The organism is Rhodospirillales bacterium (assembly GCA_016710335.1).
Lineage (GTDB): Bacteria > Pseudomonadota > Alphaproteobacteria > Rhodospirillales > Defluviicoccaceae > JADJXQ01.
This window is the reverse complement of the sequence record JADJXQ010000008.1, coordinates 62,104-83,066: the sequence shown is the minus strand read 5'-3', so window position 1 is coordinate 83,066 and position 20,963 is coordinate 62,104. Positions and strand designations below refer to the sequence as shown.

Annotated in this window: 17 protein-coding genes and 2 pseudogenes; 9 read left to right on the top strand and 10 right to left on the bottom strand. The window is 66.1% G+C overall.

Going from position 1 to position 20,963, the window contains the following annotated elements; all coding sequences use genetic code 11:
• Window positions 1-24: 24 nt before the first annotated feature.
• The 6 genes from IPM60_12985 to IPM60_12960 all read right to left on the bottom strand — a co-directional run bounded on the left by IPM60_12985 (window position 25) and on the right by IPM60_12960 (window position 5,077).
• The gene (locus IPM60_12985) at window positions 25-990 is read right to left on the bottom strand and encodes a branched-chain amino acid ABC transporter permease (protein ID MBK8908775.1); all 966 of its coding nucleotides are present in this window, start codon (window positions 988-990) and stop codon (window positions 25-27) included.
• A complete protein-coding gene (locus IPM60_12980; GenBank protein MBK8908774.1) occupies window positions 987-1,877 on the bottom strand; it encodes a branched-chain amino acid ABC transporter permease in 891 nt (296 codons plus the stop codon). Before IPM60_12980 ends, IPM60_12985 begins: the two co-directional genes overlap by 4 nt.
• Window positions 1,878-1,990: 113 nt before the next feature.
• Window positions 1,991-3,202 carry an ABC transporter substrate-binding protein gene (locus IPM60_12975; protein MBK8908773.1) on the bottom strand — a complete coding sequence of 404 codons (1,212 nt, stop codon included), beginning with the start codon at window positions 3,200-3,202 and terminating at the stop codon, window positions 1,991-1,993.
• 121 nt (window positions 3,203-3,323) lie between these two features.
• Window positions 3,324-4,037 (bottom strand): ABC transporter ATP-binding protein, encoded by a 714-nt coding sequence (locus IPM60_12970; GenBank protein ID MBK8908772.1) that lies wholly within the window; start codon window positions 4,035-4,037, stop codon window positions 3,324-3,326.
• Window positions 4,034-4,783: an ABC transporter ATP-binding protein gene (locus tag IPM60_12965; GenBank protein ID MBK8908771.1), complete on the bottom strand. Its 750-nt coding sequence runs from the start codon at window positions 4,781-4,783 to the stop codon at window positions 4,034-4,036. The genes IPM60_12970 and IPM60_12965 overlap by 4 nt, the downstream gene beginning before the upstream one ends.
• 72 nt (window positions 4,784-4,855) lie before the next feature.
• Window positions 4,856-5,077: a hypothetical protein gene (locus tag IPM60_12960; GenBank protein MBK8908770.1), complete on the bottom strand. Its 222-nt coding sequence runs from the start codon at window positions 5,075-5,077 to the stop codon at window positions 4,856-4,858.
• 997 nt (window positions 5,078-6,074) lie between these two features.
• Here IPM60_12960 and IPM60_12955 point away from each other — a divergent pair.
• The 3 genes and pseudogenes from IPM60_12955 (at window position 6,075) to IPM60_12945 (ending at window position 7,992) form a co-directional block, all read left to right on the top strand.
• On the top strand, window positions 6,075-6,620 hold the full coding sequence (locus IPM60_12955) for a hypothetical protein (protein MBK8908769.1): 546 nt from the start codon (window positions 6,075-6,077) through the stop codon (window positions 6,618-6,620).
• A gap of 416 nt (window positions 6,621-7,036) precedes the next feature.
• Window positions 7,037-7,413 (top strand): annotated as a pseudogene (locus tag IPM60_12950) (helix-turn-helix domain-containing protein).
• A 171-nt stretch (window positions 7,414-7,584) separates the two neighbouring features.
• The gene (locus IPM60_12945) at window positions 7,585-7,992 is read left to right on the top strand and encodes a hypothetical protein (protein MBK8908768.1); all 408 of its coding nucleotides are present in this window, start codon (window positions 7,585-7,587) and stop codon (window positions 7,990-7,992) included.
• A 159-nt stretch (window positions 7,993-8,151) separates the two neighbouring features.
• Here the strand turns inward: IPM60_12945 and msrB are convergent, their stop codons facing one another.
• The 3 genes from msrB to IPM60_12930 all read right to left on the bottom strand — a co-directional run bounded on the left by msrB (window position 8,152) and on the right by IPM60_12930 (window position 10,822).
• On the bottom strand, window positions 8,152-8,652 hold the full coding sequence (gene msrB, locus IPM60_12940) for a peptide-methionine (R)-S-oxide reductase MsrB (protein ID MBK8908767.1): 501 nt from the start codon (window positions 8,650-8,652) through the stop codon (window positions 8,152-8,154).
• A 146-nt stretch (window positions 8,653-8,798) separates the two neighbouring features.
• The gene (locus IPM60_12935; protein MBK8908766.1) at window positions 8,799-9,248 is read right to left on the bottom strand and encodes a DNA polymerase III subunit chi; all 450 of its coding nucleotides are present in this window, start codon (window positions 9,246-9,248) and stop codon (window positions 8,799-8,801) included.
• Window positions 9,249-9,265: 17 nt separating this feature from the next.
• On the bottom strand, window positions 9,266-10,822 hold the full coding sequence (locus tag IPM60_12930) for a leucyl aminopeptidase (GenBank protein MBK8908765.1): 1,557 nt from the start codon (window positions 10,820-10,822) through the stop codon (window positions 9,266-9,268).
• A gap of 247 nt (window positions 10,823-11,069) precedes the next feature.
• Between IPM60_12930 and IPM60_12925 the strand changes: the two are divergent.
• The 6 genes and pseudogenes from IPM60_12925 (at window position 11,070) to IPM60_12900 (ending at window position 18,856) form a co-directional block, all read left to right on the top strand.
• A pseudogene (locus tag IPM60_12925) lies at window positions 11,070-13,797 on the top strand (chemotaxis protein CheW).
• Window positions 13,798-13,867: 70 nt separating this feature from the next.
• Entirely contained in the window at window positions 13,868-15,061 is a 1,194-nt protein-coding gene (locus tag IPM60_12920; GenBank protein ID MBK8908764.1) for a chemotaxis response regulator protein-glutamate methylesterase, read from the top strand.
• Window positions 15,058-15,918: a protein-glutamate O-methyltransferase CheR gene (locus IPM60_12915; GenBank protein ID MBK8908763.1), complete on the top strand. Its 861-nt coding sequence runs from the start codon at window positions 15,058-15,060 to the stop codon at window positions 15,916-15,918. Before IPM60_12920 ends, IPM60_12915 begins: the two co-directional genes overlap by 4 nt.
• 48 nt (window positions 15,919-15,966) lie before the next feature.
• On the top strand, window positions 15,967-17,658 hold the full coding sequence (locus tag IPM60_12910) for a DUF87 domain-containing protein (GenBank protein ID MBK8908762.1): 1,692 nt from the start codon (window positions 15,967-15,969) through the stop codon (window positions 17,656-17,658).
• A 271-nt stretch (window positions 17,659-17,929) separates the two neighbouring features.
• A complete protein-coding gene (locus IPM60_12905; GenBank protein MBK8908761.1) occupies window positions 17,930-18,103 on the top strand; it encodes a hypothetical protein in 174 nt (57 codons plus the stop codon).
• A 156-nt stretch (window positions 18,104-18,259) separates the two neighbouring features.
• The gene (locus tag IPM60_12900) at window positions 18,260-18,856 is read left to right on the top strand and encodes a hypothetical protein (protein ID MBK8908760.1); all 597 of its coding nucleotides are present in this window, start codon (window positions 18,260-18,262) and stop codon (window positions 18,854-18,856) included.
• A 16-nt stretch (window positions 18,857-18,872) separates the two neighbouring features.
• Here IPM60_12900 and IPM60_12895 read toward each other — a convergent pair whose 3' ends face one another.
• Window positions 18,873-20,798, bottom strand: a complete 1,926-nt coding sequence (locus IPM60_12895; protein MBK8908759.1) for a tetratricopeptide repeat protein — start codon at window positions 20,796-20,798, stop codon at window positions 18,873-18,875.
• Window positions 20,799-20,963 lie beyond the last annotated feature (165 nt).

The following is a 20,963-nucleotide window of genomic DNA, read 5'->3' as shown; positions in this document are numbered from 1 at the left end:
TGGTGCTCCCGCTCCGGTCGGCTCTCAGCCGAACAGCTTCAGGCGCGACTGCAGTTCGCCGACGATGCCGCGGCGGAAGGTGAGCACGCAGACGACGAAGATCGTGCCCATCACCACCGTCACCCACGAGCCGATGGTGGCGAGGTAGTTCTGCAGCGCGATGATAACGCCGGCGCCGACTACCGGGCCGAACACCGTGCCCATGCCGCCGATCAGGGTCATCAGCACCACCTCGCCCGACATGTGCCAGTGCACGTCGGTCAAGGTCGCGGTCTGGAACACTATGGCCTTGGTGGCGCCGGCGAGCCCGGTCAACGCCGCCGAAATGGTGAACGCCGCAACCTTGATGCGCGCCACCGGATATCCGAGCGAGATCATCCGCGGCTCGTTCTCGCGGATGCCCTTCAAGGCCTCGCCGAACGGAGAATTCACGGTCCGATAGATGATCAGGTACCCCGCAAGGAAGATGGCCGCGACGAAGTAGTACATGGCGAGAGGGTCATGCAGGTTCACGAGCCCGAACACGGAGCCGCGCGGGATGCCCTGGATGCCGTCCTCGCCGTGGGTGAAGGGCGCCTGCAGACAGAAGAAATAGACCATCTGCGCCAGGGCGAGCGTGATCATCGCGAAATAGATGCCGCGCTGGCGAATGGCGATGGCGCCGAACACGACGCCCATGATCGCCGCCGCCAGCGTGCCGCCGGCGATGCCGAGGATGGTCCCGACGCCCCACACCTTCACCGCATGGCCGGCCACGTAGGCGCTCATGCCGAAGAACGCGGCGTGGCCGAACGACAACAGCCCCACGTACCCCAGCATCAGGTTGAACGCGGCAGCGAACAGCGCGAAGCACATCAGCTTCATGAGGAAAATCGGGTAGATGCCGAGGAAGGGGGCGACGAGCAGGATCGCCAGGCCGATCGCGGCGAGAATCCAGCCAACGGCCCGGCGGTTCGGCTTGGGCGTGGAGTGCACGACGGCTTCGCTCATTCCCGCGGCCTTCCGAACAGGCCGTGCGGGCGGATGATGAGCACGATCGCCATGATCACGAACACGGCTGTCGACGATGCCTCCGGCCAGAAGGTGCGGGTCAGGCCCTCGACCAGGCCGATGCCGATGCCGGTAACGATCGAGCCGAGGATCGACCCCATGCCGCCGATGACGACGATGGCGAACACGACAATGATCATGTTCTGGCCCATGACCGGGCTCACCGTGTAGACCGGGCCGGCGAGGATGCCGGCGAAGCCGGCGAGGGCGACCGCGAATCCATACGTCAGCGTCATCATCAACGGCACGTTGACGCCGAACGCCCGCACCAGCTCGCGGTTCTCCACCGCCGCGCGGAGGTAGGCGCCGAGCTGGGTGCGCTCGACGAGAAGCCAGGTGCCGAAACAGACGAGCAGCGAGGCCACCACGACCCAGCCCCGGTACGCCGGCAGAAACATGAAGCCGAGATTGTAGCCGCCGGACAGTGCCTGCGGCGGTGCGTACGGTTGGCCGGACACGCCATAGAAATTGATGAACACGCCCTCGATGATCATCGCCAGCCCGAAGGTCAGCAGCAGCCCGTAGAGATGGTCAAGGTCGTAGAGCCGCGACAAAAGGCTCCGCTCGATGACGATGCCGATGGCGCCGACGATCAGCGGCGCCAGGATCAGCGCCGGCCAGTAGCCGATGCCGAGATAATTGAGCAGCATCCAGCCGGCGAACGCGCCCACCATGTAAAACGCGCCGTGGGCGAAGTTGATGATGTTGAGGACGCCGAAGATCACCGCCAGCCCGAGACTCAACAGCGCATAGAACGACCCGTTGATGAGGCCGATCAGCAATTGCCCGAAGAGCAGGGGCGCCGGGACACCGAGGAACGTCTGCACGCGTCGTTTCCCTCGCTGGGTTCCGAGTGACGGGGTCCCGGAGCGGCGATGCGCCCCGGGACATTGAACGGAAAGCCGTCAGCCGGTCATTTCTTGACCAGCTTGCAGGTGTGTCATTTCTTGACCAGCTTGCAGGTGCTCTTGTCGAGCGGCTGGAACGCCTCGTCGCCCGGAATGGTGCGAACGATGGTGTAGTAGTCCCAGGGCTCCTTGGACTCGCTCGGCTTCTTCACCTGCACCAGGTACATGTCATGCACCATGCGGCCATCCTCGCGGATCATGCCGTTCTCGGCGAACCAGTCGTTGATCGGCATCTTCTTCATCTGCGTGACCGCCGCCTCGCCGCCGTCGTCGTCGATCTCCTCGACGGCCTTGAGGTAATGCATGACCCCCGAATAGACGCCGGCGTGGATCATGGTCGGCTTCTGGCCGTTCATCCGCTCCGCGAAGCGCTCGGCGAACTTGCGGGTCTCGTCGGTGCGATCCCAGTAGAAGCCGGTGGTGAGTGTCAGGCCTTGCGCGACGTCGAGGCCGAGGGCGTGGATGTCGGCGATGAAGCCGAGCAGCGCCGCGAGCTTCTGGCCGCTCTGGACGATGCCGAAGGAGTTTGCCTGCTTGACCGAGTTGGTCATATCTGTGCCGGCGTTGGCGAGGCCGATCACATCGGCGCCCGAAGCCTGGGCCTGCAGCAGGAACGACGAGAAGTCCGCGGTGGACAACGGGTGGTTCACTTCGCCGATGACCTTGCCGCCGTTGGCTTCGATCACCGCCGCCGTGTCCTTCTGCAACTGATGCCCGAAGGCGTAATCCGCCGTCAGAAAGAACCAGGTCTTGCCGCCCTCTTCCACCATCGCCTTGCCGGTGCCGACGGAGAGTGCGTAGGTGTCGTAGGTCCAGTGCACGAAGGTCGGCGCGCACTGGTCGTTGGTCAGCGCCGTGGTCGCCGCGCCGCTGTTGAGAAACGCGGTGTCCTTCTCCGAGGTCACCTGCTGTATGGCGAGCGCCACCGACGAGGTCGGCACGTCGACGATCACGTCGACGCCATCTTGGTCGATCCATTGCCGCGCGATCGACGAGCCGATGTCCGTCTTGTTCTGGTGGTCGGCGGAGAGCACCTCGATCGCCTTGCCGTCGACCTTGCCCCCGAAGTCCTCGACCGCCATTCGGGCGGCAACGACCGAGCCCTCGCCCGACAGATCGGCATAGACGCCGGAGCGGTCGTTGAGGACGCCGATCTTGACCACGTCATCGGAGATCTCCGCCTGCGCGAGACCCCCGAAGGCGACCATCGCCGTCGACGCCAGTGCCAGTTTCAACAGTTTCATCGTTTTCCTCCCATCGCTTGAATTCCTCTGCAAAAAGCCGTCATTGCGAGCATCTTCGCAGAAGATGCGTGGCAATCCAGTCATTTCGCCGCCTCGCAACGATGATGGTTCTCGCAGTCATCTACACGCCCAGCCGTTCGTTCAACTCGTCCATGCGCTCCTTGATGTCGTGGCGGGCGTATTGGTCGACGACCTGCCCGTGCTCGATGACGTAGTGGCGGTCTGCGAGCTTGGCGGCAAAGTGGAAATTTTGCTCGACCAGCAAGATCGTGAAACCCCGTTCCCGCAGGCGCTCGACGCTCACCCCGATCTGTTGCACGATCACCGGCGCCAGCCCCTCGGTCGGCTCGTCGAGCAGCAGGACCCTGGCGCCGGTGCGCAGGATGCGCGCGATCGCCAGCATCTGCTGCTCGCCTCCCGACAGCAGCGTGCCGGAGGAGCCCTCGCGGCGCTCGGCAAGATTGGGGAACAGCTCGAAGATCTCGTCGAGTTCCAGCCCGCCGCCCTGAACGACCGGCGGCAACAACAGGTTCTCGTTCACCGTCAGGCTCGCGAAGATCCCGCGCTCCTCCGGGCAGTAGGAGATGCCGCGGCGGGCGATCTTTTCCGGCGTCAGGCCGATCAACTCCGACCCGCCGAGGGCGATCGATCCCTGGCGGTGACGGACCAGCCCCATGATGGCCCTGAGCGTCGTCGTCTTGCCGGCGCCGTTGCGGCCGAGCAGACTGACCACTTCGCCCTCGTGCACCTCGAACGACACCCCGTGCAGGATGTGGGATTCGCCGTACCAGGCGTGGAGATCGCGGACGGCGAGGACCGGCGCTGTCGCAGTCAATCGCCGGTCCCCATGTAGGCGTCCCGCACCCGGGGATCGCGCGACACGTCGTCGTAAGTGCCCTCGGCGAGAATCTGTCCCCGTTGCAGGACGGTGATCCGGTCGGACAGGTCGGAGACGACGTCGAGATTGTGCTCGACCATCAAAACCGTGCGGTTCTGCGCGACTTTCTTGATCAGCGGCGCCACCCGGGCAATGTCCTCATGGCCCATTCCGGCGGTCGGCTCGTCGAGCAGCATCACCTCCGGCTCCAACGCCAGCGTCGTCGCGATCTCGAGGGCGCGCTTGCGCCCGTAAGGCATCTCCCCCGCGGCGGTGTCTTCGTATTCCAGGAGACCGACGGCGTCGAGCAGTTCGCGGGCCCGGTCGTGCAGCCGGTGCAGCACCGTGGTCGGCTTCCAGAAATGGAACGTCACGCCGGTCGGCCGCTGCAGCGCGAGGCGGACGTTCTCGATCGCCGTCAGATGCGGAAACACCGCCGAGATCTGGAAGGAGCGCACCAGGCCTGTGCGGGCGACGTCGCCGGCCGAATGTCGCGTGATGTCCCGCCCCTTGTAGACGATGGTGCCCGACGACGGCTGCAGAAACTTGGTGATCAGGTTGAAGCAGGTCGTCTTGCCGGCGCCGTTGGGGCCGATCAACGCATGGATGGTGCCCTTGACCACCCGCAAGTTGACCCCGTTCACGGCGACGAAGCCCGCGAACTGTTTCGTCAGTCCCTTGGTTTCCAGGATGACCTCGGCCACCGCCCACCCCAACCGTCTCCGCCCCGCATAACAGGTACCCGCAAACCCCACCCCTGTCGAGCATCAAGCGCCCTACAAAATGAACTTGGAGAAGTCGCCGCTTTTGGGGAGTGCGCCGACGCGCTCGCGGACGTCGGTGGCGTCGATCGTCCCGGATTTGCCGCCGCGCTCGGAGGCCGTGAAGCTGATCTCCTCGACCAGCTTTTCCAGGACCGTCTGCAGGCGGCGTGCGCTGGCTCCCCGTTGACTCCTTGAGGTGGCGCCGCTTTGCCGGGCACGCGTGACGGTGTACAAGCATTGCCATGACGAACATGCAAGGGGGGAGAGGCGCCGCGTGGAGCCGAACGCAGCGCAAACCGCGGCGGGTTGGTCGGTCACCGACTGGGTGACTGTGCTTGGTTTCGTTCTCGCTCTCGCGACCTTCGTTGTCGCTCTCGCGACCGCGATTTCCGGGCTTCTGTTGAAAGGCATCAGCGAGCAGGGAGCCCGCGTCGCTCTCGCCGCCTGGCTGAAACGGCCGCGGGGGTGGGACCAGTATCTCAGCGGCGTTTCCTGGGGACTGAAACGCCTCGATACGTTCTTCGGACCCCCATGGTCATGGCGGGCGTTCGACCGATGTCTTGTGCTGTCCTTGATCTATCCGGTTTTTTTCTTTTTAGTCGGGTGGATTCTCGCAGGACCGGGAACGCTTCTCAGTGAACCATTGTTGCGAGAAGGGGCGTCGGTTTGGGGTCGGGTGCTTTCCTCGCTCTTAGTAATTGTAATGGGTCTGTTCGGCTTCTGGGTTTTACGACTCCGGGAAAGGTGGACGAGGCGGATTGTGCGCCACCTGCGACAACAGGCTCAACTCGGCTGGGTTGCTTCGCTGCTTGGGCTGTTTTTTGTCGTTTTAGCCTTAACCGGAGCATTAGCCTTAGCCTTAGCCTTAGCCTTAGCCTTAGCCTTAGCCTTAGGCGGAGCCGGAGCCGGAGCCCGAGCCGTAGCCTTAGCCGGAGACGGAGCCGGATCCGTAGGCGTAGCCTTAGCCGGAGCCGTAGGCGTAGGCGTAGCCGTAGCCGTAGCCGGATCCGTAGCCTTAGCCGTAGCCTTAGCCTTAGCCTTAGCCGGATCCGTAGCCGTAGCCGCATCCGTATCCGGAGCCCTATCCGTATCCGGAGGCGAATCCGTAGCAGTAGCAGTAGCAGTAGCAGTAGCAGTAGCCGTAGCCGTCCAGTTTCTCACTTTCTGGTGTCTGTTGCCCATGGTCAATGCCGTGTTGGACTTCCCGTCTTGGGCGGTGAGTCGGCGCTTGATGCGGCATCTGGTGGACAGGACCGGCCGCGCCGGTGCGGCCGTCCACGTCGCCGTGGACGCTGTCCTCGCGGCCGGATTCCTGGTGGCGCTCGCGGCGGCGCTGCCGGCGGCGCTGCAACTCGGAAACCGGTTTTTCGTCCATGTCTTGAACGGACCGCCGGTGGTCTGGCAGCCGTTCCTCGAAGCCGCGCAGGTGGACCCGATCCTCGCCGGCCTGCCGGTGACCGGGATGCTGTTCTCGACGCTGGTCCCAACGGCTGCGCATCTGCTTCTGGCGCTGACGGCGCTGGTGCTGATGCCCATGCCATTCCGCGGCTCGATCCTGCGCTGGCTGGAAGGCGAGCCGCATTTCTGGCAGCGATGCGGCGTCATTGCCTGGCTCTGGTTCGCCGTGGCGTTTGCGCTCGTCCTCCTCGTCGGCGGCGGCGCCGTGCTGTGGTGGGCGATCTCGCTCAGCGGCGAAACCCTGGGCGGATGGCTCTACGACGTGGCGGCGTGGTCGGCAACGCAGGTCGGCGGCCCCGGCCAGCCAACGTTCGAGTAGGGCGCAAGACCGGCGGGTTCACGCGCCGGGGAACGCGCCCTTCGACAAGCTCAGCGTAAGGTGTCGTCCTGAAGGAAAATGGGTCATTCCTCATTTTTCCGGCAGCGTTACGCCTGAACTGCATGCCGCGAAATGAGGAGCCGCCCCTTTCCGTCTGTCGCTTTGGTTCCCAAAAAAACAATGGCCTGGGCTGGAGGCTGTCGGGAACCGTCTCCTGTTACGGTTGCTTCAGTGAGATAACCTTATGCAGTGACGGAGCCGGTGGCCCGACCCTTGATGTGCTGCTCGATCTCGATGGGCAGGTTCTCGTGTTGGACCCGGAGGACCAGGGTCTACGAGTACCGGGACGGCGCGACCTTGCTCGCCGACTTCTGGACGACGGTGGACGCAGTTGTACGCGAGAGAGGAGTGATCCCATGACCACCTTGAAAGTTGGCATCGCGAGCTACGACTGCATGAAAGCGCGCACTATGGACGTGGCGCGCGGCGCATCGAAGCCGACGAGCCTGAGGTGTGGTTCACGTCCACCGAGTCCTTCGCCAAGGTCCTGTCGGCCGGCAATCGCGAACTGCTGCGCGTCATCGCCGAGAAAGCGCCAGGCTCGCTCGACGAACTCGCGCGTATCACCGGCAAAGGCAAGTCCAACCTGTCGCGCACGCTACGCACGATGGAAGGCTATGGCTTGGTCCGTCTTGAACGGGGCGAGCGCGGTCGCATCACACCCAAGGTCATGCATGATCGCGTGGAGTTGGACCTGCCGCTTACCCTCGCGCGCAAAGCCGCAACCGCGTAGGGCGACGCCCTGAGTCGACGCCGGTGTTGAATAATGACCCGTATGGGTTATATAACCCGAGTCGGGTGCTGCGCCGGGACACAGCCTCGCTTCGGCGCCACACCACCCGGACCGAATAAAAACCCTGGATGCCGCGGTTTCCTGCAACCCCAAGGCGGAAAGGAGTCCGGCTTGACCAGTTCCCAACGCATCATTGCGGTTCTAATCGTTGCCCTGGCGCTTGCCGCCGCGACGACATTCGCGACCTCCGTAAGCGCAACGCCGGCGAGTCCATCGGCGGCGTTACTGCAGTGCGGAGGCTATCTGGAACGCCTGGCCCGCGACAAGGCTGGTCAGGAGCAGGCCCACTATCACCGGCTGGCGCGCCGCTTCGTGCGCGCCGGCAACGCCCTCGGCGACTTCGCCGGCATGCCGGAGACGGAGCAGCGGCGCCGCTTCGAGCTCGGTCGCGCCGTCTACGACAGCGATGTCAAAGAGGATTTCGCCCGGAAATGCCCGGTCTTCGAGCCGCTGGTAGACCGCACCATGGAGGCGCTGCAGGACACCCGTGAGCAGCCCGCCGGTTCCGGCGCACTTTGAGCCAAAAGCCGCCGACGGAGTACATTCGCATACATCCGCATACATCGCCGCGCGCGATTCGGACACAAAGCCGGCGTTATCAACAGGTTAAGCGGCGATGACCTGGTCGAAAGCGATCACGACCGGCCAAAAACCGTGCATTTCCAGGCCGTTCGGCGATCAGGCGGCCTCGAAAGTGAGCGCGGCGCCGTTCATGCAGTAGCGGAGCCCGGTCGGCGGCGGACCGTCTTCGAACACATGGCCGAGATGGCCGCCGCAGCGGCTGCAGTGCACCTCCGTCCGCACCATCCACAGCGTCCGGTCCTCCGACGTGCCGATGGCGCCGTCGATGGGCGCGTAGAAGCTGGGCCAGCCGGTGCCGCTGTCGAATTTGGTCTCCGACGCGAACAGCGCCTGGTCGCATCCGGCGCAATGGTACGTGCCGGCCCCGTACTGCTTGTCGAGGGGGCTCGACCCGGCGCGCTCGGTGCCGTGCTCACGGAGGATGCGGAACTGTTCGGGCGTCAGGCGTTGCCGCCATTCCGCCTCGGTGTGGGTCACCTCGAACTCGCCGCCTTCCGTCGCGGCCGCCGCCGCATCTCCGCTTGAGCCGAGCCACTTGGCGGCAGCGGCGCCGCCAACCGCGGCAAGCCCGGCGGCCATCAACGATCGTCTGCTCATCATCAATGTCTCCTCATATCAGGCAAGCACCACTGCCTCGGATATAAGTGAGGGACTTAGCTGCGCAAAATCACGTCTTCGTCAAAGGCCCGAGTTTGTCGAAAGCCCGAGTTTGTCAAAGGCCCGAGTGCGGCCGGCTCTAGCCGTCACGCCTTCTGCTCCCATCGCCCGTTCGCCGACTGCTGCCAGTAGGTGACCGCATGGCCGGCGGCCTTGCGCGCGGTCCAGCGTTGCCGTGCCGCCACCACCGCATTCTCATCGTTGCCGTCGAACAGGTCGAAGCAGCGCTCGAACGCCTCGAGACGCTGGCTGTCGACGCCGTCGGTCAGGAACAGGAAGCCGGCGCCGTTGGGCGCGTCGTCGCGGCTGGTCAGCCAGATCGGCTGATCTTCGGGAAAGCCGTCGAGAGCGGTGCCGTGCGGCAGCCACGACCCCGCGTCGTACGTCCATAGATGCTGCGCCAACGCCTCGACCCGCTCCTCCGAGCCGGCGATGACCAACGCGCGCTTGCCGACGCCGAGCGTCTTCTCCAGCAGCTTCGGCAACACTGTCTCCAGCGTCGCCTTCTGCAGATGATAAAACGCCACCTCGGTCATGGCGCTGACTGCGCCTCTCACTTCTCCTCGTAGTGCTCGGCGATCAGGCGGTCGAGCAGGCGGACGCCGTAGCCGGTGGCGCCCTTGGGGATCACGTCGCGCGTCTCCTTGGTCCACGCCATGCCGGCGATGTCGATGTGGGCCCAGGCCGTGTCCTTGACAAAGCGCTGCAGGAACTGGGCGGCGGTGATGCTGCCGGCGGCGCGGTTGCCGACGTTCTTCATGTCGGCAGCGTCGGACTTGATCGCCTTGTCGTACTCCTCGCCGAGCGGCATCCGCCACACGGGCTCGCCTACCGCCGCCGCGGCGCCGGCCAGACGGCCGAACAGGGCGTCGTCGTTGCTGAACACCCCGGCGTGATGGCTGCCGAGTGCGATGACGATGGCGCCGGTGAGGGTCGCCAAGTCGATCATCGCCCGCGGCTTGAAGCGGTCCTGGGTGTACCAGAGGGCGTCGGCCAGCACCAGCCGCCCCTCGGCGTCGGTGTTGATGACCTCGATGGTCTGTCCCGACATCGAGGTGACGATGTCGCCCGGCCGCTGCGCGGTGCCGGACGGCATGTTCTCCACCAGGCCGACGACGCCGACGACGTTGACCTTGGCCCTGCGTCCCGCCAAAGCCTTCATCAGCCCGATGACCGTGCCGGCCCCGGCCATGTCGTACTTCATCTCCTCCATGCCGGCCGACGGCTTGATGGAGATGCCGCCGGTGTCGAACGTGACCCCCTTGCCGACGAAGGCGATCGGACCCGCCGCGGCGCTGCCGTCCTTGCCCCCCTTGTCGCCCTTCTTGTCTTTGTCCTTGCCCTTGCCCTTGTGGGAGCCGGCGCCGTGCCACTGCATCACCGCGAGCTGCGACTCGCGCGCGCTGCCCTGGCCGACGCCGAGCAGGGCGCCCATGCCGAGCTTGCGCATCTCCTTGACGTCGAGCACCTCCACCTCAACCCCCAGCGCCTCCAGCGCCTTGGCCTCCGCCGCAAGGGTCTCGGGATAGATGATGTTGGAGGGCTCGGAGACCAGGTTGCGGGTCAGGAACACGCCATCGACCACCTTGTCGAGCGGCCCGTAGAGCGCAGCGGCACGCTCGGACTCCTCGCAACCGAAAGCCAGCGCCGTCAGCGTCGGCTTGTCCTCGGGCTTTTCCTTGGTCCGGTATTTGTCGAAGCGATACGAGCGCAGCCGGGCGCCCACCGCCATGTGCGCCGCCAGTTCTCCCGCGCTCAGCGGGCATCCATCGACGCCATCGACCGCGACCGTGACCTCCTTGTCGCCGTTGCCGGAGACCGCGCCGTGGAGGCGCCCGCCCAGAGCCTCCGCCGCCGCCCCATTCAGGTCCTTGCCCTCGCCCATCCCCAGCAGCACCACTCGATCGAGGCGCGAGTTTCCCGGCGCCACTACCGCCAGGCTCTGATCCTTCTTGCCCTGAAAGCGGCTCGCTTCCATCGCGCGTCTCAGAATCCCGCCGAGGCGGTCATCAAGCGCCACGGCGGACGGCGTCAACGCCCGCCCGTCGAGAACCCCGACCACGACAACACCGGCTTCGGGCAGAGCAGCGGATGTGAAGGAGATTTTCATGGAGGACCCTTTCGTTGCGTAGCGCCACCCCGGGCGCGGGCATGCGCGAATGTAGTGGTTCTGCCTCAAAGGGAAGAGCGGGTGCCCGCCATTCGGAACCGTCAGCGCCCGATCAGCGCCAAGCCCCAGGCGGCGCCCAAGCAGTGTGGGGACACACCGAATCGTAACCTCTCGTGGCTATGGTCGGTCGTGCAGGCAGTGCTCTTTCGGCGGCGCCTGCTTTCGAAAATTCAAGGGCGGCGCGGGCATGGATGATCTTCTGTCTGAGTTTCTGACCGAGACCACGGAAAACCTGGCGATGCTCGACATGGCTTTGGTCAACCTCGAGCGCAACCCCAACGACGCCACCATTCTCGGCAACATCTTCCGCCTGGTTCACACCATCAAGGGCACCTCCGGCTTCCTCGGCCTGCCGCGCCTGGAAGCCGTGGCCCACGCCGGCGAGAACGTGCTCGGCAAGTTCCGCGATGGCGAACTGGAGGTGACACCGCCGGCAGTGACCCTCATCCTTGCCTGCATGGACGCCATCCGCGGCCTCCTGACCGGCCTGGAAGAGGCCGGCGTCGAACCGGACGGCGACGATTCGGCGCTGATCGATGCCCTCAATGCCGCGGCCGGAGGCAGCCTTGCCACCGCCGCGTCCGCACCGCCGCCGCCCTCCGCCATGACCGTTGATGCGCCGATGACGTCGTCGGGCGGCTTTCCGGTGGCGGCGGAGTTGCTCGCAGAGGTCATGGAAGCGGAGGCGGCCGGTGTGCAGGCGGCGAGCGAAGCCGACATTGCCGCCGCGATGGCAAGGGAACTCCACGCCGCGCCGCTCGACGCAGCCCCATCGCCGCCCGCCGGGAGCGACGGCGACGGGGCGAGTGCGCCGGCGCAAGGCGAGGCGCGGGATCCGGGCGTCGCCGCCCAGAGCATCCGCGTGCCGGTCGACACCCTGGAAAAGCTGATGAACCTGGTCGGCGAGCTGGTGCTGACCCGCAACCAGCTCCTGCAGATGGTGCGCGCGAGGGACGACAGCGAGTTCGTCACCCCCCTGCAGCGGCTCAGCCACATCACCACCGACCTGCAGGAAGGCGTCATGAAGACGCGCATGCAGCCGATCGGCAACGCCTGGGCCAAGCTGCCCCGCATCGTTCGCGATCTTGCCGTCGAGACCGGGCGGCGGATCGAACTCCGCATGATGGGCGCCGACACCGAACTTGATCGCCAGATCCTGGAGCTGATCAAGGATCCGCTTACCCACATGGTGCGCAACTCCGCCGACCACGGCATCGAGTTGCCGGCGGACCGCATCAAGGCGGGGAAGCCGGAGGCCGGCTCCATCACACTGAAAGCCTACCACGAAGGCGGCCACATCATCATTCAGATCGCCGACGACGGCAGAGGCCTCGACCTTGGGCGCATCTGCCAGAAGATCATCGAAAAGGGGCTGGCGAGCGAGGCGGAGCTGGAGGCCATGCCCGACCAGCAGATCCTGCACCATCTTCCGCGCCGGCTTTTCCACCGCCGCCGTCGTCTCCAACGTGTCGGGCCGCGGCGTCGGCATGGACGTGGTGCGCACCAACATCGAGAAGATCGGCGGCACCGTCGATCTGAAATCGGTGGCGGGGAAGGGCGTCACCTTCACCATCAAGATCCCGCTGACGCTCGCGATCGTCTCGGCGCTGATCGTAAACTGCGGCGGCCAGCACTTCGCGCTGCCGCAGATCAACGTCCTCGAGTTGGTACGCACGTCTGCCGGAAGCGAAACGCGGATCGAGCGCATCAAGGATGCGTTGGTGCTGCGGCTGCGCGACCGGCTGTTGCCGTTGGTCGACCTGCGCGCGCTGCTGCGGGTCGATGAGCGCCTGGCGCCGGCTCATCAACCGCAAGACGCCGGCCGCGATAGCCATTGCACCCGAAACTGCTTCGTCGTCGTCACCCAGGTCGGCGAGTGCGTGTTCGGCATGATGGTCGACGGCGTGTTCGATACCGAGGAGATCGTCGTCAAGCCGCTGACCCCTATTCTCCGCCACATCCCGTACTACTCGGGCAACACCATCCTCGGCGACGGCAGCGTTATCATGATCCTCGATCCCAGCGGCATCGCCGCGGCAACTGGCTCGGCGGCGACGGGGGCGGCGCAGGCGCCCGAAAAGACGCAGACGACGCGGAGCGAGGTGGTGCCCTTGCTGCTGTTCCGGGCCGGCGGTTGCGAGCCGAAGGCGGTGCCGCTGGAACTGGTCGCCCGCCTGGAGGAAGTCGACGTCGCCGACATCGAGCGTTCCCAGGGACGCGCCCTCATCCAATACCGCGGGCGGCTGATGCCCCTCATCCCGTGCGCTCCCCATCATGAATGGCCGAGCAGTGGCCGCCAGCCGGTGCTGGTGTTCGTCGATGGTGACCAGGCGATGGGCCTGGTCGTCGATGAGATTCTCGACATCGTGGAGGAACGCCTTCACATGGATCTCGCCGCCGAAGGCGAGGGCGTGATCGGCAGCGCCATCGTCGGCGGAAGGGCGACGGACGTGATCGACTTGTCGCACTACGTGACCATGGCGTTCCACGACTGGTTCGGCACGATGGCGGGTCCGCCGGTCGGCGAGTCGGTTGCACATCCGCGGTTGTTGCTGGTCGACGACAGCGCCTTCTTTCGCAATCTCCTCATGCCGAAGCTGGAAGCCTCGGGTTGCCGGGCCACACCCGTCGCCGACGCCGCTGCCGCCCTCAAGCTGCGGGAGAAGGGCATGATGTTCGACGTCATCGTCAGCGACATCGAAATGCCGGGCATGGACGGCTTCGAGTTTGCGAAAGAAGTGCGCAAGGATCCGCGATGGGCGTCTCTGCCGATGATCGCGTTGTCCAGTCATGCGACCGTCAAGGACTTCGAGCGCGGCCGCGCCGCCGGCTTCACCGACTACGTCGCGAAATTCGACCGGAGCGTCGTGGACACGCTCCTCTCCCATGTCACCGCGCAAACCGCAGCGGCCTGACCGGATGATCGAAGCTGAGACCCGGCAGCGACCCGTGGCGACCGGCCATCAACGCGGTCCGGTGCGGGTCATGGTGGTCGACGACTCTGCCGTCGTTCGCGGCCTGGTATCGAAAATCCTCGCTGGCGATCCTGCCATAGAGGTGGTTGCGATCGAAGCGAACGGCGCGGCGGCGATTGCCCGGCTGAAGCGCCGACAGGATATCGACGTCATCGTGCTCGACATCGATATGCCGGTGATGGATGGATTGACCGCCCTGCCGTTGTTGTTGCAGGCGAGGCCGGGCGTCCGCGTCATCATCGCCTCCAGCCTCAGCCAGCGCGGCGCCGAGATCAGCGTCCGCGCTCTGGAAGCAGGCGCCGTCGACTGCGTGCCGAAACCGTCGGGAGTAGGCGCGATCATGACGCGTGAAGACTTCCGTCGCGACCTCTTAGGCAAGGTCCGTTCGCTCGCGCCGCCGACGGCGCCACCGTCTCAGGCGCAGCCGCCGCGGCCGGCGTTGTCGCCGGCGAAGCCGTGCCCGGCCGTCAGCGCGTTGACCCGGTCACCCGGCGCGCGTCCGCCGGCACTCCGTCAGCCCCACACCGCGGCGCCGTTGTCGCCGCAACCGCTGCTGTCGGCCGAGCCGACGCCGGCGCACCAGCCGGTGGCACTGCGCGCAAGCGGGCGGTCGCCGGTAAAGGTAATCGCGATCGGCACGTCGACGGGCGGTCCCATGGCGCTGCTCGAGGTGTTCGCACATCTAGGCGCCGCGCGGATCACCACGCCGATCCTGATCACCCAGCACATGCCTAAGACGTTCACCGGAATTCTCGCGGATCGCATCGCACGCCGCAGCGGCCTCGCCTGCGTGGAAGCGACCAATGGCCAAGCCGTCGAATCGGGGCTTGTGTTGCTGGCGCCCGGTGACTGGCACATGTTGGTGGAAGAGCAAGTCGGCACGCGGCGGCCCGTCATCCGCCTTACCCAGGATGCGCCGGAGAACTATTGCCGACCGTCCGTCGATCCCATGCTGCGCAGCGTCGCGCGGGTTTATGGCGCCGGGGCGCTGGCGGTGATTCTGACCGGCATGGGGAGCGACGGTTGCCGCGGCAGCGAAGCCGTGGTCGCCGCCGGCGGCTCTGTCATCGCCCAGGATTCCGATACCAGCGTCGTGTGGGGAATGCCGGGCGCCGTTGCCGCTGCCGGCCTGTGCAGCGCCGTGCTGCCGATTGCCGAGGTGGCTCCCTACATCGTTCGACGACTCGCGAGCAAGCCGTCATGACTCCAGAAGATCTCGACTATATCGGACTCCTGGTCAAGGACCGTTCCGGCCTTGTTCTGGGGCGCGACAAGGCCTATCTGGTCGAAAGCCGCCTCGCCGCGGTGGCCAGAAGCCGGCAACTGGACGGATTGGCAGGGCTGGTGGCGGCGCTCCGGACCCGCCGCGACGGCGGCCTGCTCACCGACGTCGTCGAGGCGCTGACCACCCACGAGACGTCGTTCTTTCGTGACCTGAAGCCTTTCGACGCGTTCCGCGACAGCATCCTGCCGCGCATCATCGAGAACCGGCGCCAGCGCAAGTGCCTGCGAATCTGGTGCGCCGCCTGTTCTTCCGGACAGGAACCCTACTCGCTGGCGATCCTGCTCACCGAGATGAGCGCAACGCTGACGGGCTGGCGGGTGGAGATCATCGGCACCGACATCAGCGCGCTGGTCCTCGACCGCGCCCGGCGGGGCGTCTACTCGCAATTCGAGGTGCAGCGCGGCATGCCTCCGGGGTTGCTCGCCAAGTACTTCCGGCGCGTCGGCGCAGAATGGGAGGTGGTGGACAAGGTGCGCTCGGCGGTCACGTTCAAGCAGCTGAACCTGCTTTCCGAGATCAGTTCCATCGGCTCCGTCGATGCAGTGTTCTGTCGCAACGTCCTGATCTACTTCGATGCGCCCACCCGGGAGCGGGTGATCGCCGGCATCGAAGGCGTGCTGGAACCGGATGGCGTTCTATTCCTGGGCGGCGCCGAATCGACGGTCGGGATCCATACCAGCCTCAAATCGGTGCCCTGGGTGCGCGGCGCCTATGCGCGCGCCGGTCATTTCGACGCTTGTGCCGCAACCGGGCCGGCGCTGGTGGCAACCTTTTGAGGGGACATGAGCATGGATAGCGGCGTCTTGACGGCGGGGATGAGCGAGATGGAGTGCCGGTTGGGGCGCGTGGTCGCCGTTGTTGGCGCCCGGGTGAGCGGGCATCTGCAGGCCGATCTGGACCCGGAGATCATGGAGGCGATCCAAGTCGGCGGTCTCCTCAAGATCTGCACCCGTGTTTCCACGGTTTACGGCATGGTGAGCGCGCTTCGCCTCTCCGATCAGAATGTCCGAGACGACCCGGTGTGCATGGTCGATATCGACCTGCTCGGCGAGGTCCTCATTCCAACCGTGGAGGAGGGGAGAGCGGAGCCAGGCCGTGGCGCGTCCGAGCACACTGCAGTGGCGGAGTTCCGGCGCGGAGTCTCGATCTATCCCGGCTTGGGGGCCGGCATCCATGCCCTGACCAGTTCCGATCTTGCGCTTGTCTACGCTCAACCGCAATCGTCCAGCTTCACCATCGGCGCCGTCTATCACGACCCATCGATACCGGCGAGGGTCGCGACCGACCGCCTGCTCGGCAAGCATTTCGCCATTCTCGGCACCACCGGCTCCGGCAAGTCCTGCGCGGTGGCGCTGATGCTGCGCTCGATCCTGGAAAACTACCCCAACGGCCACGTGGTGCTGCTGGATCCGCACAACGAATACGCTCACGCGTTCGGGGGCGTTGCCGAACTTATCGACACCAGCAACCTCGAATTGCCGTACTGGATGATGAATTTCGAGGAGTTGGCGGCGACGTTCGTGTCGCGCGACGGAAGCGACCGCCAGGCGGAGGCCGAGATCCTCAAGGAGGCGGTGCTGCAGGCGCGGCGGCGCTTCCTCGGCGAGGACGCCGACGCCAGCTTCGTCAGCGTCGACACGCCGGTGCCGTTCCGAATGAGCCAAGCCGAGCGCATCATTCTGGACATGATGGGCAAACTGGACAAGGTCGACAGCGCCCGCCCGTATTTGCGCCTCGTCGCCCGCATGCAGGCGCTGCAGAACGACCGTCGCTTCGCGTTCCTGTTTTCCGGGCTTGTGGTCCGCGATTCCATGACGGACGTGTTGTCGCGGCTGCTGCGCATGCCGGTTGCCGGGCGGCCGGTCACCGTCTTCGACCTGTCCGGCGTGCCGTCGGAGATCGTCGAGGTGGTGGTGTCGCTGATGTGCCGCACCATCTTCGATTTCGCCGTTTGGAGCCGGCGCGCCACGGCGGTGCCGGTGTTGCTGGTGTGCGAGGAGGCGCATCGGTACGTGCCCCAGGACGAGCGCCGCGGCTTCGAGCCGACCCGCCGCGCCATCGCCCGCATCGCCAAGGAAGGACGCAAGTACGGGGTGTCCCTGTGCCTCGTGAGCCAGCGGCCGTCCGAACTGTCGACGACGATTCTCTCCCAGTGCAACACGCTATTCTCGCTGCGCCTCACCAACGACCACGACAAGGCGTTCGTGCAGGCGGCGCTGCCGGAGGCGGCCGGCGGTCTGGTCGCCGCATTGCCCACCCTGCAAAGCCAGGAGGCGGTGGTGGTCGGCGACGGGGTCAGCTTGCCGATGCGGATTCGCTTCCGCGACCTCGACGAAGCACACCGCCCGCAGAGCGCCACGGCGGCATTTTCCGCAAGTTGGGCTGAAGACTGCGGCAGTGGTGGCGACCGGGCCCAGGTTCGCGAGACGGTCGAGAACTGGCGTCGGCAACAGATGTTCTGCGCCGGTTTCACCCTCTCGGCGGCGCGGCGAGAACGGCAGGGCGCCCTCGCGTAGTCGTTTGGGCCGTGATCTCCCAGACCCGCGACAGGTAGCGGCTGCACCCATATATTGATTTCTTGCCCGTTACGTGTCAGTATGTAGGTAACCAGGAGGCCTCCACCGCCTGCTGTGGACGCGGACAATTCCCGTAATGCGGGAAAGTTGATGGGAAGGGTATCTTTTGCTTGCAAAACGGCGCAGAAGCAGGCACTATTTAAACGTGTTCAACGAATAAAAATACTACCGAGGAGGGTGGCGCCGGCCGTATCGGAACAGGAGCAGGCAGATGGCAGACCTCCGCACCGTCCAAGACATGAGCCGCACGCTGTATCATCACCAATGGGCCTCTCTCGACGAGTGGGTGCGATCCGTAAACGCACTTGCCGACCTCGACGACGACGAGATCGACGACCTTGTACGTCGGCGCACGCTGGCGCCGGAAGCCGCCATCCTGACCTAGTGCAGCGGCGCGAATCGGTCGCGCACTAGGCTCCCCCGTTCCTCCCCCACGTCTTCTCGTTTCGACCGCCCTGACATCGGCGGCTGCCGCATCCTATTTGCACTGCAGGCGCCCCTTGTCGATTCGCAGGAAGGAATGGGGATTATGAGAGCTCTAGTGGCCGTAGCCGTCCTCATGGCGGCGCTGGCGGCCTCGCCGTACGCGCAAGCAGACGACGACCGGACCGCCGCGCCCCCGACGGACGACGGCGTGTCGGCGGCGGATGGCGAACAGGAAAGCAGCGGGCCTCCCGCCGTCGAGCCCGCGCAACGGCCGGACCCGGCACCGGACTCTGCGGCCGCGCTGACGAAGCGGGTCAAGACGCTCGAAGCCCAGGTGGCGGCGCTGCAGAGTCTCGTTGCCAAGCTTGCCGATGGGCACCGGGTGATGGGCGCGAAGCACGTTCTGCAAAGCGGATCCGCCCGCATCGAGGTGTCGCCGATGGGCATCGTCATCACCTCGCCGGGCGGCGTTCGTATCGCCAGCGGGGGCGAGATCGACATCGACAGCCGGGCAGGGGTAAGCATCGGCGCCAGCCGTAGCCTCGACCTCAAGGGCTCGTCGATCAAGTTGAACGGTGGCGCCCATCGGGTGCTGCGCGGCCAGGTCCGCATCCGCAATACCTGCATCCCCGACCGCTCGACCGGCAGCTTCCGTTGCGCGGAGGGCATCGTCGACCCGAACTCCTACAGCCGCTCCGTGTTCACCGATTGAGGGCGGCCGGCAGGGTTCAGCGAGGCTCCAGCGAGAGGCACAACGCCTCGAAGTCGCGGGTGAAGCGTTCGGGGTCGAACAGCGCCGCACCGCTGGCGGCGGTTCTCAAGATGTTGCGGATCCCTTCACGCTCGGCCGGATCGCGCGCGTAGCGCAAGGCTGCGGCTTTGTAATCCTCTATGGTCGCGGTGATCAGGGTGTCGAGGCGGAGGCTGGCGAGCAGGCTGGCGCTCATCCGCGCCGTCGGTCCGCGACCTTCCAACGTCACCACCGGCACCCCGGCGAGCAACAGGTTCGCGGTCGTCACCCCGCCGCCGTATGGCCACGTATCGAGTGCCAGATCGGCGCAGGCGAGGCGCGCCAGATGCCGGTAGTAGTTCGCCCAGTCCGCGAAGATCAACCGCGAGCGGTCAATGCCATGGGCTTCCGCCGCGGCGCCGATATTGTCGCGTGCCCGTCCTGACGCCAACATCCACAGGACCGAGCCGGGAGTCTCGGCGAGGATCTCCATCCAGCAGCGGAACATGCGCGGGTTCAGCTTCTTGACGCCGTTGAAAGAGGCGAACACGAACGCGTCCTCGGGCAGGCCGACGTCGCCGCGACCGATGGCGACCGCATCCATCTCCGGCGGCCGATGGCAGGCCATGAACACGTTCGGCAGGTACGCCGGTTCCTCCCGCACGTGCGCCAGTTCGTCCGCGGGCAACAGGCGCCGGTCGCTCACCAGGTAGTCCACGTACGCGGCGCCCGAGGTGGCCACGTAGCCGAGCCAGAAGATCTGGATCGGGGCCGGACGCAGGCTGAGGATGTCCAGGCGGTTGTTCTCGGTGTGGCCGGTGAGGTCGATGAGGATGTCGATGCCGTAGGCGCGGATGCGGTCGGCGGCTTGCTCGCTGCCGAGCCCGTTGATGTTGACGAAGGTATCGCAGGCGCCGATTGCGAAGCGCCGGAACGGGTCGTCGTGTGGGGGGCCGTAGCCGAAGCCGTGGACGGTGAAGCGGCTGCGGTCATGATGGTGCATCACCCACGCCGCGGTCTGCATCACCGGGTGGCTGTGGAACTGCCCGCACAGATAGCCGAGGCGGAGTGGCCGGGCGGTTTGACCGGAGTGCCGGCGGCGCGTCGCGCCCGCATCCGCGGCGGCGACGCGATCGAACTGACTGCCGGTGTCCCGCGTGCGCGCCCACGCCTCGGCGATCTGGCGATGACGGTCCGGGTCGTCCCGTCGCAGAAGATTGAGGAACGGGTGCTCGAGCGGCTTCTGTCGCATCGCCAACGCCTTGCCCGTTGCCGCGTCGAGCTCGGCGTCGATGGCCTCCAGCTCTCGCCAATCGCAAAGGGTGCGCCGCAGCGCTGCGAGCCGCGCGGCGGCGACGGCGTTGTGCGGGTCCAGGTGCCGCAGGCGGTCGAACGCCTCGGCTGCGGCCTCGTTGTCCTTCAGGAAATAGCAAGCGTTGGCGAGGCGCAGTTGTGCGCCGGTGTCTTCCGGGGCAAGCGCCAGTGCCCGCCCGAAGGCCTCGCGCGCCTCCGTCATCCGGTCCAGCCGCGCCATGCAGGTGCCGAGAGTGTCCCACCACCGCGCCTCGCCAGGCCGCAACTCCAGCGCCCGTTCCAAGGGGGCGACGGCGCCGGCGATGTTGCCCCCTTCGATGTGCGCCAGCGCCAGACGGTGATGAAACAGCGCCCGCTCCGGCGCGATCCGCGTCGCGGCCTCGAGCTGATCGATTCCGGCGGTGACGTTGCCCGCCTGCAGGGCGGCGAGCCCGTCCAGAAAGCGTGCCAGGGGATGCTTGGGATTGCGGCCGAGAAGACGCCCATAGACGGCGCGCGCCTCGATCAGTCGGCCCTTGTCATGAAGCGTGCGCGCCGTGGCCAGCAGCGCCTCGTCGGACTGCATCTGCCTTGGGGCAAGATCCTGCTTGTGATGTCCTGGTTTGCCCATGATCAGCAACACTCATCAGCGGCGATCGACACGGAGTTTGCTCAGCGGACGCGCCCGGGACCGCGTCGAGACGGCCGGCGCGTCAGATGCCGCCCGCGCCTCGCCAGCGAGGGCGCAATTCAGCGCAGGGACAAGCGCCGCATTCGCGGTCTCTGCTGCGCAACT

What these genes read in the sequence shown, in the direction of transcription:
- IPM60_12985 (MBK8908775.1), bottom strand. Translation starts at nt 990, where the DNA reads ATGAGCGAAGCCGTCGTGCACTCCACGCCCAAGCCGAACCGCCGGGCC.
- IPM60_12975 (MBK8908773.1), bottom strand. Translation starts at nt 3,202, where the DNA reads ATGAAACTGTTGAAACTGGCACTGGCGTCGACGGCGATGGTCGCCTTC.
- IPM60_12955 (MBK8908769.1), top strand. Translation starts at nt 6,075, where the DNA reads ATGCGGCATCTGGTGGACAGGACCGGCCGCGCCGGTGCGGCCGTCCAC.
- msrB (MBK8908767.1), bottom strand. Translation starts at nt 8,652, where the DNA reads ATGAGCAGACGATCGTTGATGGCCGCCGGGCTTGCCGCGGTTGGCGGC.
- IPM60_12935 (MBK8908766.1), bottom strand. Translation starts at nt 9,248, where the DNA reads ATGACCGAGGTGGCGTTTTATCATCTGCAGAAGGCGACGCTGGAGACA.
- IPM60_12930 (MBK8908765.1), bottom strand. Translation starts at nt 10,822, where the DNA reads ATGAAAATCTCCTTCACATCCGCTGCTCTGCCCGAAGCCGGTGTTGTC.
- IPM60_12920 (MBK8908764.1), top strand. Translation starts at nt 13,868, where the DNA reads ATGGTGGTCGACGACTCTGCCGTCGTTCGCGGCCTGGTATCGAAAATC.
- IPM60_12915 (MBK8908763.1), top strand. Translation starts at nt 15,058, where the DNA reads ATGACTCCAGAAGATCTCGACTATATCGGACTCCTGGTCAAGGACCGT.
- IPM60_12910 (MBK8908762.1), top strand. Translation starts at nt 15,967, where the DNA reads ATGGAGTGCCGGTTGGGGCGCGTGGTCGCCGTTGTTGGCGCCCGGGTG.
- IPM60_12905 (MBK8908761.1), top strand. Translation starts at nt 17,930, where the DNA reads ATGGCAGACCTCCGCACCGTCCAAGACATGAGCCGCACGCTGTATCAT.
- IPM60_12895 (MBK8908759.1), bottom strand. Translation starts at nt 20,798, where the DNA reads ATGGGCAAACCAGGACATCACAAGCAGGATCTTGCCCCAAGGCAGATG.